This window comes from Aquibacillus halophilus, from assembly GCF_009649745.1.
GTDB lineage: Bacteria > Bacillota > Bacilli > Bacillales > Amphibacillaceae > Aquibacillus > Aquibacillus halophilus.
Genome location: NZ_WJNG01000007.1, coordinates 78137 through 91294, shown reverse-complemented (window position 1 = coordinate 91294; position 13158 = coordinate 78137). Strand labels below are relative to the sequence as shown.

General features: G+C 35.4%; 13 protein-coding genes. 1 reads left to right on the top strand and 12 read right to left on the bottom strand.

Translation table 11 applies throughout. From position 1 onward, the window contains the following. Positions 1–112 precede the first annotated feature (112 nt). From hflC to GH741_RS09295, 9 genes are all read right to left on the bottom strand, one after another. Complete coding sequence (gene hflC / locus GH741_RS09335; protein ID WP_153736534.1) at positions 113–1042, bottom strand: protease modulator HflC; 930 nt, start codon at positions 1040–1042, stop codon at positions 113–115. Continuing rightward, positions 1032–2021 (bottom strand): FtsH protease activity modulator HflK, encoded by a 990-nt coding sequence (hflK, locus tag GH741_RS09330; RefSeq protein ID WP_153736533.1) that lies wholly within the window; start codon positions 2019–2021, stop codon positions 1032–1034. Before hflK ends, hflC begins: the two co-directional genes overlap by 11 nt. A 119-nt stretch (positions 2022–2140) precedes the next feature. Next, the gene (gene pnpS, locus GH741_RS09325) at positions 2141–3514 is read right to left on the bottom strand and encodes a two-component system histidine kinase PnpS (RefSeq protein ID WP_153736532.1); all 1374 of its coding nucleotides are present in this window, start codon (positions 3512–3514) and stop codon (positions 2141–2143) included. Beyond that, positions 3514–4209, bottom strand: coding sequence for a response regulator transcription factor (locus tag GH741_RS09320; protein ID WP_153736531.1), 696 nt, complete (start codon positions 4207–4209; stop codon positions 3514–3516). The genes pnpS and GH741_RS09320 overlap by 1 nt, the downstream gene beginning before the upstream one ends. Before the next feature lie 125 nt (positions 4210–4334). Then, positions 4335–4808, bottom strand: a complete 474-nt coding sequence (locus GH741_RS09315) for a MaoC/PaaZ C-terminal domain-containing protein (RefSeq protein ID WP_153736530.1) — start codon at positions 4806–4808, stop codon at positions 4335–4337. A gap of 103 nt (positions 4809–4911) precedes the next feature. After that, on the bottom strand, positions 4912–5850 hold the full coding sequence (mdh, locus tag GH741_RS09310) for a malate dehydrogenase (protein ID WP_153736529.1): 939 nt from the start codon (positions 5848–5850) through the stop codon (positions 4912–4914). A gap of 17 nt (positions 5851–5867) precedes the next feature. Further along, entirely contained in the window at positions 5868–7139 is a 1272-nt protein-coding gene (gene icd, locus GH741_RS09305; RefSeq protein ID WP_153736528.1) for an NADP-dependent isocitrate dehydrogenase, read from the bottom strand. Between the two features lie 155 nt (positions 7140–7294). Next, positions 7295–8410 carry a citrate synthase gene (citZ, locus tag GH741_RS09300; protein ID WP_153736527.1) on the bottom strand — a complete coding sequence of 372 codons (1116 nt, stop codon included), beginning with the start codon at positions 8408–8410 and terminating at the stop codon, positions 7295–7297. A gap of 277 nt (positions 8411–8687) precedes the next feature. Then, positions 8688–9152 carry a DUF441 domain-containing protein gene (locus tag GH741_RS09295; protein WP_153736526.1) on the bottom strand — a complete coding sequence of 155 codons (465 nt, stop codon included), beginning with the start codon at positions 9150–9152 and terminating at the stop codon, positions 8688–8690. 101 nt (positions 9153–9253) lie between these two features. Between GH741_RS09295 and ytvI the strand changes: the two genes are divergently transcribed. Further along, entirely contained in the window at positions 9254–10375 is a 1122-nt protein-coding gene (gene ytvI / locus GH741_RS09290; protein ID WP_153736525.1) for a sporulation integral membrane protein YtvI, read from the top strand. Here ytvI and GH741_RS09285 read toward each other — a convergent pair. From GH741_RS09285 to pyk, 3 genes are all read right to left on the bottom strand, one after another. Then, a complete protein-coding gene (locus GH741_RS09285) occupies positions 10367–10579 on the bottom strand; it encodes a hypothetical protein (RefSeq protein WP_153736524.1) in 213 nt (70 codons plus the stop codon). The two genes, ytvI and GH741_RS09285, sit on opposite strands and share 9 nt — an antisense overlap. A 309-nt stretch (positions 10580–10888) precedes the next feature. Beyond that, entirely contained in the window at positions 10889–11281 is a 393-nt protein-coding gene (locus tag GH741_RS09280) for an FxsA family protein (protein WP_153736523.1), read from the bottom strand. Positions 11282–11380: 99 nt separating this feature from the next. Then, positions 11381–13141: a pyruvate kinase gene (gene pyk / locus GH741_RS09275; protein ID WP_153736522.1), complete on the bottom strand. Its 1761-nt coding sequence runs from the start codon at positions 13139–13141 to the stop codon at positions 11381–11383. Between the last annotated feature and the right edge of the window lie 17 nt (positions 13142–13158).

The following is a 13158-nucleotide window of genomic DNA, read 5'->3' as shown; positions in this document are numbered from 1 at the left end:
AAATCCTGGTTTCTATACATAATCTATTTTACCATGATTATGAAGTAGAAGAAAAAAGATAAAAAGGCTCCATTTCAACTATTCCTGAAATGGAGCCTTTTTTATCCGCTTTTTACTCTATATTACCCAAAAGTAATTCAGTATATGGTGAATCTTGTGGGAGTATAATAGTTGTCTCCCCGTCAATAGTCACCTTATATGATTCCAAAGTACGATACAATTGATAAAACTCTTCGTCTCTTTGGAAAGATTCATTGTACATTCCTGCCGCTTCTTCTTGACCTTGGGCACGTATTTCTGCAGCTTCGGCATCAGCAATGGATAACATTTCTGTTACATCACGATCGGTTTGTGCGATTATTCTGTTTTTCTCCGCTTCCCCTTGGGATAGATATTCTTGCGCTTTTGACTCACGCTCTGAAATCATACGATTAAAAACAGACGCCTCATTTTCAGCAGGTAGATCTGTTCGCTTGATTCGAACATCATCTACTTCAATTCCATACTCATCTCTTGCTAGCAAAGTGTTCACCCTGTCCGCAACACGTTGATTCAAGCCACCTCGAGTTGAACCTTCATCATTAATAATTTCATCGTAATTCATTGTTCCTAGCTCTGATCTTATAACAGAGAAAATAAACTCTCCCATACGAGCTTCTGCATTTAGTACAGTTCTTGCGTTCGCAATCATAAGCTCTGGGTTATTAATTTCCCAAACAGCATAATTATCAATAATCATTCGCTTTTTGTCTAATGTATTAATTTCTTTCTCAGTTACATCATATACCATTTTTTTGTTTGGAAGTGTAGTTATCGTATGCAAAATTGGCACTCTAAATTTTAAACCAGGATCACTTTCATACCGAATAACTTCTCCAAACTGACGAACAACTTTATATTCTCCTTCTTTGACAACAAACATGCTGCTTATAAATAAGCCTATTATTACTATTAAAACAAGAATTGAAATCCCGATTTTTATATACTTTTTTATATCATCAGGAGTTTTCTTTTTCATCTCAAATACATTATCATCTGTCATTTGTTTCGGCCTCCTCATCAGTTGTTTCGCTATTGCTACCAGGTGCAGCCGAAGGTTTAGGTGTTTCTTGATTTCCACTTGATGTTAACGGTAAATACTTTAATGTATTTCCATCATCATTCATTACAAAGACTTTTGCATCTGGCAACACTTGCTCTAGTGTTTCAATGATAAGTCGTTGTCTAGTAATGTTAGGATTATTAGTGTATGCATTATAGAGGGCGTTAAATTCGGCAATGTCACCTCTTGCTCGCTCTATTAGTGCAATTTTAGCTCCTTCTGCTCTTGAAATTATTGCATCTTTCTCACCGAGAGCTTCTTCTACCGCTTGGTTTTCATATTTTCTAGCTTCATTTATTTTTGTATTCATAGTTTCTCTTGCATCTGTAACTTTAGTAAATGCTTGACGAACTTCCTCATTTGGCAAGTCTACTTCTTGTAGCTTAACGTCAGAAATTGAAATTCCTATATCATAATCATCCATTAAAGTGACTAATAACTCTCTTACTTCGTTTTCAATTTCAGCTTTCCCTGATGTTAAAGCTTCGTCTATTACTGTTGACCCAATAATCCCTCTAAGGGAAGCAGATGTTGCATTAAATAATATTTGCTCAGGATCTTCTGAATTATATAAATATTTAGCAGGCTGTGTTATCTTCCATTGCACAACTAAATCTGCCTGGACAATATTTTCATCTCCAGTAATCATTCTAACTGTTTCATTGGTATCACTACCATCTTGACCAAAACCAAAATCTAAACTAAATGTTTCTTTTGATAATGTCTCAACCTCTTGAATTGGCCAAGGTAATTTAAAATGTAAGCCTGGTTCAGTTATTCCTTCTTCCGGATGACCAAATGTTACAATTACAGCTTGCTCCGATTCATCAACAGTAAACCAGCTTGTGAATCCAACAACACCTAAAACAGCTACTCCGAATACAATTGCTATCCAACTGTATATTTGTTTTAACGTCATATTCTTTCCCCTTTTCTACTACATAATAATACATACGAACTGAATAAGTTTTTGTTTCACATTTTAAAAACAAAAAAAAACGAAAACAATAAAGGTGGTTTTCGTTTCATTTCCTAATCTCATTGTTTAGGTAACAAAATACAAAATGTTGTGCCCTTATCTATCTTACTCTCGACTTTTATACTACCTTGATGGGCCTCAACAATATGTTTTACAATGGCTAGACCTAACCCAGTTCCCCCAGTATTCCTACTTCTTGCTTTATCAACGCGATAAAAACGCTCAAAAATCCTGTCTCTTGATTCTTCAGAGATTCCGATTCCATTATCACTAACTATAATTCTAACAAACATGTCAATTGTTTCAATACTCAAGGAGATATTTCCATTATTAGGGGTATAGTTAATGGCGTTATTGATTAAATTTATAAATACTTGCTTTAATCGCTCCGGATCAGCAACAATTTCAATGGTATTCTTAACAGTTGTATTAAAAGTTATATTTTTTTGTTGTGCTTGATGGCTTACTATAGGAAGGATATCATCTAACAATGAAGAAATGTTTATCAATTTACGATTTAATTTTAATTCGTCATGTTCAAGTTTAGATAGCTCAAGTAAATCATGAACAAGTGTTTGTAATCGCTGACTCTCATTTAAAATAATTGTTAAAAATTGTTCCCTTAATTCCTCTTCTTCCATCGCACCATCTAGTAATGTTTCAGCAAATCCTCTTATTGAGGTCATAGGCGTTTTCAACTCGTGAGATACATTGGCTACGAAGTCTTTTCTTGTTTGTTCTGATCGCTTTAACTCGGTTATATCATGAAAAACTAGAACAGCACCTTTCAAATTCTTTGTGTCATTAAAAATCGGAGCCCCTACAATTTCCACATAGCGCTTTTCGACTTCCAAAGAGATAGTGAATGAATTTTTAATTTTTTCTTCATATAAAAAAGCTTCTTGAACTGCTTTATGTATGTTTTCTTGGTCTAGAACATCATAGTACAGATAGCCAATATATTGATTCGCATTTTTCCCAAACATTGCTTCGAACTTTCTATTAACTAGGTGTACATAACCTCTTTCGTCAATTAACATGAGACCACTTTCCATATTATCGATGACAGTTCTTAATTGATTTCCTTGCATTCTTTCTTGAATCGTCATTTCTTGCAAACTTCTAGCTAACGCATTTACTGTGTTACTTAATTTGCCTGCTTCTCCATAGTGACTTACATATGTTCTAGCTTTATAGTTTCCTTTTACTAACTGTTCAGCTACTCGTGCAGCCGAGCGAACAGGCTTAATATATTTCTCGAATATATTGTAAATTAACACGAAAAAGATAATTAAGCCTCCAACAAGTGTAAGAATCGCAATTATTCTTTCATTACCGGATAAAAGTGGTATGATAACAGTTCCCATCAAAATCATAACAATAATAACAACAATACTATATGTTATAAATAACCTTGAATTTGAAGAATCCATTAAGACGGTTCCTCCATCTTATAACCAAGTCCTCGTATAGTTTTAATGTAAATAGGGTTCTTTGTATCAGGTTCGATTTTTTCTCTTAGGTGACTAACATGTACATCAACAATCCGTGTATCACCCACAAAGTCGTAGTTCCATACAGCACTAAGTAGTTGGTCTCTGGAAAGAACCTTTCCTTTATGTTTAGCTAAATACATTAATAGTTCAAATTCTTTTCTAGTAAAAGTTAAGACTTCACCCTTTATACTAGCTTCATATTGCTCTGGATAAATTAGTAGTTCAGCTATTTTAATATAAGGTTTATCATCGTTTTGCACTTTTACTGTTGAACGCCGCAAAATAGCTTTAATTCTTGCCAGAACTTCCTTTGGGCTAAAAGGCTTCGTTAAATAATCATCGGCTCCTAGTTCTAATCCTAGCACCTTGTCAAACTCATCATCTTTTGCCGACAACATTAAAATCGGAGTCTCTATTTGTTTTTGTCTTAATCTTTTGCAAACCTCCGTTCCATCCAATTCAGGCAACATAAGATCAAGAATTATTAAATCAAAAGACTCCTCAGTGGCCTTGATTAGCGCATCTAAGCCATTGTAGGCAACATCTGTATCATAACCAGCTCGTTCTACATTATATTTTAATAAAGTAACAATCGATTCTTCGTCGTCAACAATCAAAACTTTTTGCTTCATACAACCCCACCTCGTAATGTGTTCTCTTTTAATCATACAGTGAAAAATAGTTTATGTGAATACTAGTGGAGACTATCAATTGTAAAATTTCCTTAACATTGTATTTAACTTTTCCTACTGGGGACTTAAAAGTTGTTTAATGTATTTGCAGTTATCGATTCAGGTTCATAAGGGGGAGATACAACTAAAGACCCACTAATCACTTCCTCTTTATCACCATTCAGGCCAATTATAGATATATAGACATGATGATTTTCATGATCGATTGAACTTACTTCAATAGAAAAATTTACTTCAGTATAGTGATAAACTGGACGTGGAAATTTCATTTCATGTTGAACTATATGGCTTCCAGGGCCTGGAAGATGCATAGAAACTATTGCTGACACCATACCGAATAACATGACTGAAGGGACTAGGGGACGCTTGTATGGAGTCTGAGATGCATAATCATGCTGAATATATAGCGGATTAGAGTCATTGGTTAAACCTAAATATAATAACAGGTCTTTATCCTCTATTGTTTGAGAGGATTCATAATAATCCCCAACCTTTAATTGATTTATTTGCTTACCAAGTTTACGTTTTTTTGCAAACATCTTCTACACCCCTAACTATATAATTATTTAGTAAAAAAACCCTTGTCAATATTGGCCATGACAAGGGTTTAGTTACATTCATTCAAGAATTAATTTCTACTCACTATTGCAACACTTCTAACACTTTTTTAACCGATTCAGCTGATTGATCAAGAGCTGCTTTTTCATCTTCTGTTAAGTCTAACTCAATGATTTCTTCCAACCCGTTTCCACCAATTACAGTTGGAACTCCTAAGTAAATATCAGAATAGCCATATTCACCCTCAAGGTAAGTTATGCTTGGAAGAACTCTACGTTGATCTTTTAGAATTGCTTCTGCCATAACAGTTAAAGATGCTGCTGGAGCATAGTAGGCACTACCATTCCCTAGTAGACCAACAATTTCTCCTCCACCCTTTCTTGTACGTTCTACAATTGCATCTAAACGATCCTTAGAAATTAGTTTCTCTAGCGGAATACCACCTGCGAATGAATAACGAATTAATGGAACCATGTCATCTCCATGACCACCGAGAACAAAGCCAGTTATATCCTTTACTGAAAGGTTGAGTTCTTGAGCAACAAAAGTACGGAATCTTGCTGAATCTAACACACCCGATTGCCCAATAACCCGATTTTTAGGGAAGCCTGATTCTTTAAAAACTGTATAAGTCATTGCATCAACAGGGTTTGTTAACACGAGGATAATAGTCTCTGGTGAATATTTCACTATTTCCTTTGTAACACTTTTCATAATTTTAGCATTAGTGTTAACTAAATCATCACGACTCATGCCAGGTTTACGAGCAATACCAGCGGTAATAATCACAAGATCAGAACCTTTAGTATCTTCATAATTTGAAGTGCCTACTATGTTGGCATCAAATCCTTGAACAGGGCTCGCTTCAAGCATATCTAATGTCTTACCCTTTGTCGGACCTTCCATATCAGGAATATCTACTAATACTATATCAGCAAGTTCTTTTTGAGCAACCATTAGCGCTGTTGTAGCACCAGTAAATCCCCCTCCAATAACTGAAACCTTTTTTCGGTTTATAGCCATAAAAATTCTTCAACCCCTTAATTCATATTTTTAATAAGTTCGTCTCCAAATTCTGATGTTTTTACTTCTGTAGCCCCATCCATCATACGAGCAAAGTCGTAAGTTACAACTTTTGATCCAATTGTTTTATCCATTGATTTAGTAATTAAATCAGCAGCTTCTCTCCACTCTAAGTGTTCTAACATTAAGACACCAGATAAGATAACTGATGAAGGATTTACTTTATCAAGTCCAGCATATTTTGGTGCTGTTCCATGTGTAGCTTCAAAAATAGCGTGTCCCGTTTCATAATTGATGTTAGCTCCTGGCGCAATTCCAATTCCACCAACCTGTGCAGCTAGTGCATCAGAAATGTAGTCTCCATTTAAATTCATTGTAGCTACAACATCAAACTCACGAGGACGTGTAAGAATTTGTTGCAAGAAGATATCTGCAATAGAATCTTTCACTATAATTTTTCCAGCTTTTTCAGCAGCCTCTTGTGCTTTATCCGCAGCATCTCTACCTTTTTCATCTACGATTTTATCGTACTCTGCCCAAGTAAAGACCTTATCCCCATACTCTTCTTCAGCTAACTCATAACCCCAAGCTTTAAAAGAACCTTCTGTAAATTTCATTATGTTGCCTTTATGCACGAGTGTTACACTTTTGCGTCCTTCGTTGATCGCATATTCAATAGCTGATCGAACAAGACGTTTTGTACCCTCTTCAGAAACGGGTTTTACACCAATACCAGACGTTTCAGGAAAACGAATGTTTTTTACTCCCATCTCATTTTGAAGAAAGTCTATTACTTTCTTAACCTCTGGTGATCCTTGTTGCCATTCTATTCCCGCATAAATATCTTCAGTATTCTCACGGAAGATTACCATATCAGTATCCTCTGGACGTTTCACAGGTGATGGAACCCCTGCAAAGTAACGTACTGGACGTAAACAAGTAAATAGATCTAATTCTTGACGTAACGCTACGTTTAATGATCTTATTCCCCCACCTATTGGAGTAGTTAAAGGACCTTTAATTGCCACTTTGTATTCACGAATTGCATCCAAAGTTTCTGCAGGGAGCCACTCTCCTGAACGATCAAAAGCTTTTTGACCAGCATAAACTTCTTTCCATTCAATTGACTTTTCTCCGTTGTATGCTTTGTCGACAGCAGCCTCGATTACACGTTTAGCAGATGCCCAGATATCTGGTCCCGTACCATCACCTTCGATGAACGGTATTATTGGACGATTGGGGACATTAATTACCCCTTTATTAACAGTAATTTTTTCAGCTTGTACCATATTTATAAATCCTCCTATTCATTCTATGTTCCTATTAGTTAGTATCATTATAGTAATTGAACTTTTACAGTTCAAAAATTATTGTTCATTAGATTGCTTATCAAATCATAAGCCGGTTTTTTCACCGGCTCTGGTACTGATAAGTAAAATCTATATTATCTTTTTTCAATTGGTGTATATGATTGAATCTTCGGACCTACATATTCAGCGCGTGGGCGTATCAATCGATTATTATCATATTGCTCTAAAATATGAGCTAACCAACCCGAGAATCGGCTTATTGCAAAAATAGGTGTAAATAAGTCATGTTTAATACCCAGGCTGTGGTAAACAGATGCAGAATAAAAATCCACATTCGCTGGTAATCCTTTTTCTTCTTTAATGTATTCTTCTATTTTAACTGACATTTCGTACCATTTCGCTTGCCCAGTTAACTCAGTCAACTCTTTAGACATTTTCTTCAAATGTTTTGCACGAGGATCACCTGTACGATAAACACGGTGGCCCATCCCCATAATTTTTTCCTTATTAGCCATTTTTTCCTTGATATAAGGAATTGCATTGTCAACCTCGTCTATCTCAGTCAACATCTTCATTACTCGCTCATTTGCACCACCATGTAATGGGCCCTTTAAGGCACCGATAGCGGCTGTAATACCTGAATACACATCTGATAGGGTTGCAACACAAACCCTTGCAGTGAATGTGGACGCATTTAATTCATGATCAGCATGTAGAATTAAAGCTTTATTAATAGCCTCTACCTCTAAGTCCTTTGGTTCTTCTCCATTAAGCATATATAAAAAGTTAGCTGCATAGCTAAGATCCTTTTTAGGAGACACGGGATCCTTCCCATCACGGATACGGGCAAACGCTGTTACTATCGTAGAAATTTTTGCTTGTAAACGAATAGCCTTTTGGAAATTTGCATTTGGTTCCATAACATCTGCCTCTGAGTCATACAACCCTAATAATGAAACTGCTGTTCTAAGTGCTGCCATTGGATGTACAGAACTAAGATCATAGGATTTAAAATGTTCAATTAATGCATCAGGGATTTCCATATTAGAAGTTAACTCATTTTCAAATTGCTTCAATTCATCTTGCTTTGGGAGTCTTTTATTTAATAAAAGAAATACTACTTCCTCAAAGCTAGAATTTTCTGCAAGATCGTCAATTCTATACCCAACATAAGTTAATTGGTCATCGACAATTGAGCTAATTGATGATTCTGTTGCAATTACCCCTTCTAGTCCTTTGGTAGTTGACATTATATCCTTCTCCTTTTCTCTTATACCCGTTTTGCTTCATGTTTAAATAGTTAGTATTGTCGTCTGCTAGGGAACAATTTAAACAACTATGAGCAAACGATTTTATTTATAAAGGTCAAAAGCATAGGTGAGATAAAATTCGAATTTCTATACTTCTGATCATCCCCACTGATAATTATAAACAATTAAGAATTATTTGTGAAATGAAACCGATTAAATTTCAGAGAGTTTTAATAAAAGTTAATAGTTTCTCATATAAATTATGTATAGCACTTATTCATAAAACAAAAAAATCTACTGCTTTCATCACCATATAAGCAATTCCTGCACCAATTAAGGGGCCAACGGCAACTCCTTGAAAAAACACTACAGCAAGTATAGTTCCCATGACTAACGCAGCGGTTAAATGTGGATCATTTGCAAGCAAATCCAAGCCGTTTTTTGCGATAATAGCGACAAAAGCACCTGCGCCTAATGCTATCCATGCATAGTAAGATTTCACACTATCCAATAACTCTTTAAAGCCTATTTCACCTGTGGCTATTGGAACTAGTACTGCAATAGTAATGATTGTTACACCCCAACTTATTCCTCTATCTTGAAATACAGGGAAAAATCTTTCATCCAATTTGAACAGTTGCATACCAAATAAAACATAAACCGCTATCATAATTGACTGATTTTTTCCAATATAACCCAATATAAATAAGATAAGTAAAAATATCGTTGACTGGTTAATCATACTTAATCCTCCAAGAACTACAATCAAGTCTTGAAACCAATTTAATAGTACCACAAATAAGCGTGTAAATAAAAATCTAAACCTAAGAAAGGATGTGTTCCATGTCTTTAACAAATGTATATCGTTTAATACGATTTTTAATTGTTATCATCGTGATAATTAGTTTTCTTTTCATAGCATTTTTTGTAGCTAAGTACACTTATCCATTTATTATTGCACTTATTCTAGCTTTTATGATACGCCCTCTTGTGGATATATTAGAGACAAGAGCCAACGTTCCACGACAGCTAGCTGTCTTCGCAGCCATCATGTTTCTTTTAGTGGTAATAACCGGTACGATTACTTTTTTGGTTATAGAATTAATTAAAGGAACTACATACTTGGCAGAACATATTCCAACACATTTTAAAATCTTAGTTATATTTTTTCAAAGCTTTATTACAAATGAGATTATCCCTATTTATCAAAGGTTTGCTTCTTTGATAAGTACTTTAGATCCTTCTCAACAGACTACCATTTTAAATAATATACAGAGAATTGGTGAAGAAATAGCAACAACCGGAGCTAACATAATTCAACAAGTTCTCCAGCAAATACCATCTACATTAGGAAAACTACCAAATTACATTTCGGTATTAATATTCTCGCTGTTAGGAACTTTTTTTATTACGAAGGATTGGTACAAGCTAAAAACATTAATTAATAATTCCTTACCAAATCACCTAACAGAGTCGGGTGGTAATGTCGTAACAGGTCTTAAGCAGGCTTTATTTGGTTTTGTTAAAGCTCAATTAACATTAATTATGATTACTGCTCTTATTGTTTTAGTTGGTCTTATTATTTTAAGGGTCGACTACGCAATTACAATTGCCATTATTACTGGGTTAATTGATTTACTTCCCTATCTCGGAACGGGACTTGTTTTTATTCCATGGATACTTTATGTGTTCTTCAGTGGCAACTATTTTCTAACAATAGGCTTATCACTTTTATATGTAACTATTGTTGTTCAAAGACAAATAATGGAACCGAAAATTTTATCATCTAATATAGGACTAAACCCTCTTGCGACACTTATTGCACTCTTTGCGGGATTTCAATTGTGGGGATTCATCGGACTTATTGCTGGTCCCGTTAGCTTAGTTGTGATTAATACACTGTATCAAACTGGGATTGTTAATCAGGTATGGAATTATATTAAAGGTGATAACACATTAAAATAGACTATTTTCGTAGCTTCTATAGTATTTTAATCTTCGCACTTGATGATAAATGCGACGTAACTTTGTCATGAATGTACCCCATCCTTTATAGGAAGATTGATCACCCATCGCTTCGGTAAAACACTCCCTTTCCATGGGGAACGCTTCAGCCTCCTCACGAGAAAAACCGCTCGTTGCGGGGTCTTCAGACTGTTCCTTTCCCATAGGAGTGTCGCATTTTTCCGAAGCTTAAAGTAGTTTTCTGTTCAAGTAAGATGTTACCCAAGAAACGTTAATTTCATAAATTTCACTACTTACTTATTTGAAAATTTCATTCGTGGAGGTCTGTACTTTTTTATGAGTCTTAGCGTATTTACAGCGCTAGTACTGTTAATAACCCACTTATATGATGGTGATTGAAGCGGAGGGCAAATCAACATATTAGTTACGACGCAATCTTTAGAAATTGTGTCAAAACAATTTTTTAGAAAAAAGCCTTAATATAAAAAAAAGAACTGATTAGTCAGTTCTTTTTTATCTTCTGAAAATTGTAACCGATCCGTTGTCCATCATTCGTCTTAACATTTTTTGCATCCAGATTTTAATTGGTTTTCTTGTTTGTGGTAATAGAAGTAAGAAACCTATTGCATCAGTAATAAAACCCGGAGTCAGTAATACTGCAGCACCTATTAGAATACAGATACCATCAAAAATTTCTTCATGTGGTGGAAGACCATAAGAAATAGATTCTCTCGCCTTATTAATTGTCTCCAGTCCTTGGAATTTAGCAAGCCAAGCACCTAAAGCCCCGGTTAATATAATTAAAAAGACGACCCACCATGGCCCAATTTGCCCGCCTGCCCACACCAAAACACCAATCTCTAAAGCAGGTACAATTAACACAAACAAAAAAATCCAACGAAACATCTTCTCTCACTCCCTTTACCACTATAAACACACTCTTAAGAATAAAATGAGAAGGGAATAACCCTTCTCATTAATAGTTATATCCGAACTATATTTAATTTACAATACACTAGCATGGCCAGCATAGATGTCGCCTTTACTTGCATCCATTGTTATATCTTTACCATCTTCAATAAAATCTACTGCATTTTCAACCCCAATAATAACAGGAATACCAAGGCTTAGCCCAACTACTGCTGCATGTGAAGTAAGTCCAGCTTCTTCGGTAATTATACCGCTAGCCTTTTCAATTGCCGGCATCATATCCTTGTCAGTTCCATAAGTAATCAGAATGTCATCTTGCTGCATCTTACTTAATGCTTCTTCAGCATTTCTAGCAATCACAGTTTTTCCATATGCACTACCTTTGCCTACACCTTGGCCTTTAGCTAAAACATCACCAATGACATGAACCTTCATCAGATTAGTCGTTCCGCTTTCACCAACTGGTACACCAGCGGTAATTATAACCCGATCACCACGTTTAAAATAGTTAGTAGATAATCCTCTTTCGATAGCAACATCTAACACATCATCTGTAGTGTGTGCCAATTGTCCGATAATTGTTTCAACACCCCAAACAAGAGATAACTTACGACTTACTCTTTCGTCAAACGTTACTGCAACAATTGGTGCTTTTGGACGATATTTAGATATCATTCTAGCTGTAAATCCACTTACAGTTGGTGTCAATATAGCATTAACATCAAGGTTCATAGCTGAATGATTAACAGATTGGCTAATCACATCAGTAATTGTTACATCACTCGATTTTGAACGTAAATCTAGGATCGCTTTATGATCAAGTGCTGTTTCAGCTTTAGTTGCAATATTACTCATTGTTTGAACAGCTTCTACTGGATAATCACCTGCAGCCGTTTCCCCAGAAAGCATTATAGCATCTGAACCATCGAAGATAGCATTTGCTACGTCAGAAGCCTCAGCACGCGTAGGACGAGGATTGCGTTGCATTGAATCCAACATCTGGGTAGCGGTTATAACTGGCTTACCTGCTGTATTACATTTGCGAATCATATCTTTCTGTACAAGAGGTACGTCCTCAGGAGGAATTTCTACACCAAGGTCCCCCCTTGCAACCATTAAACCGTCACTTACTTGTAAAATACTATCTAAGTTGTCGACACCTTCACGGTTTTCTATTTTTGGAATGACATGAATATGTGTTGCATTATGTTCTTCAAGTAATCCTCTAATATCTAAAACATCAGATGAACGACGAACAAATGAAGCAGCAATAAAATCTACTCCTTGTTCAATACCGAACTTAATGTCTTGAGCATCTTTATCTGTAATTCCAGGTAAATTCACACTAACATTAGGAACATTTACACCTTTTTTATTTTTAAGAAGGCCAGAATTTAATGCCTTTGTTTTTAATTCATTTTTATCTTTAAGTATTTCTAATACTTCTAACTCAATTAAACCATCATCTAACAATAGCTTAGAACCTACATGGACATCATCTATTAATTGTGGATACGTAACAGAGATACGTTCAGCTGAACCTTCAATCTCATCCATAGAAACATAAAGAGTATCACCCTTGGTAAGCTGAGCCTGCCCGCCTTTTAAAATACCAGTTCTAATTTCTGGTCCTTTAGTATCTAACAAAATTGCAACAGTTTTTCCTGTTCGCTTTGCTGCTTCCCTAATGTTTATGATTCTATTGCCATGCTCCTCAAAATCTCCATGGGAGAAATTTAACCTAGCTACGTTCATGCCAGCCTCAATTAATTGAACAAGTTTTTCGACTGATTCTGATGCTGGTCCTATAGTACATACAATTTTTGTCCTTCTCATTTCAGTTTCCTCCTTAA

Excerpts from the sequence above, each read along its gene's own strand:
- ytvI (WP_153736525.1), top strand. The coding sequence starts at position 9,254 with ATGTCTTTAACAAATGTATATCGTTTAATACGATTTTTAATTGTTATC.
- icd (WP_153736528.1), bottom strand. The coding sequence starts at position 7,139 with ATGGTACAAGCTGAAAAAATTACTGTTAATAAAGGGGTAATTAATGTC.
- hflK (WP_153736533.1), bottom strand. The coding sequence starts at position 2,021 with ATGACGTTAAAACAAATATACAGTTGGATAGCAATTGTATTCGGAGTA.
- pnpS (WP_153736532.1), bottom strand. The coding sequence starts at position 3,514 with ATGGATTCTTCAAATTCAAGGTTATTTATAACATATAGTATTGTTGTT.
- GH741_RS09320 (WP_153736531.1), bottom strand. The coding sequence starts at position 4,209 with ATGAAGCAAAAAGTTTTGATTGTTGACGACGAAGAATCGATTGTTACT.
- citZ (WP_153736527.1), bottom strand. The coding sequence starts at position 8,410 with ATGTCAACTACCAAAGGACTAGAAGGGGTAATTGCAACAGAATCATCA.
- GH741_RS09280 (WP_153736523.1), bottom strand. The coding sequence starts at position 11,281 with ATGTTTCGTTGGATTTTTTTGTTTGTGTTAATTGTACCTGCTTTAGAG.
- hflC (WP_153736534.1), bottom strand. The coding sequence starts at position 1,042 with ATGACAGATGATAATGTATTTGAGATGAAAAAGAAAACTCCTGATGAT.
- GH741_RS09285 (WP_153736524.1), bottom strand. The coding sequence starts at position 10,579 with ATGGGAAAGGAACAGTCTGAAGACCCCGCAACGAGCGGTTTTTCTCGT.
- mdh (WP_153736529.1), bottom strand. The coding sequence starts at position 5,850 with ATGGCTATAAACCGAAAAAAGGTTTCAGTTATTGGAGGGGGATTTACT.
- GH741_RS09295 (WP_153736526.1), bottom strand. The coding sequence starts at position 9,152 with ATGATTAACCAGTCAACGATATTTTTACTTATCTTATTTATATTGGGT.
- pyk (WP_153736522.1), bottom strand. The coding sequence starts at position 13,141 with ATGAGAAGGACAAAAATTGTATGTACTATAGGACCAGCATCAGAATCA.
- GH741_RS09315 (WP_153736530.1), bottom strand. The coding sequence starts at position 4,808 with ATGTTTGCAAAAAAACGTAAACTTGGTAAGCAAATAAATCAATTAAAG.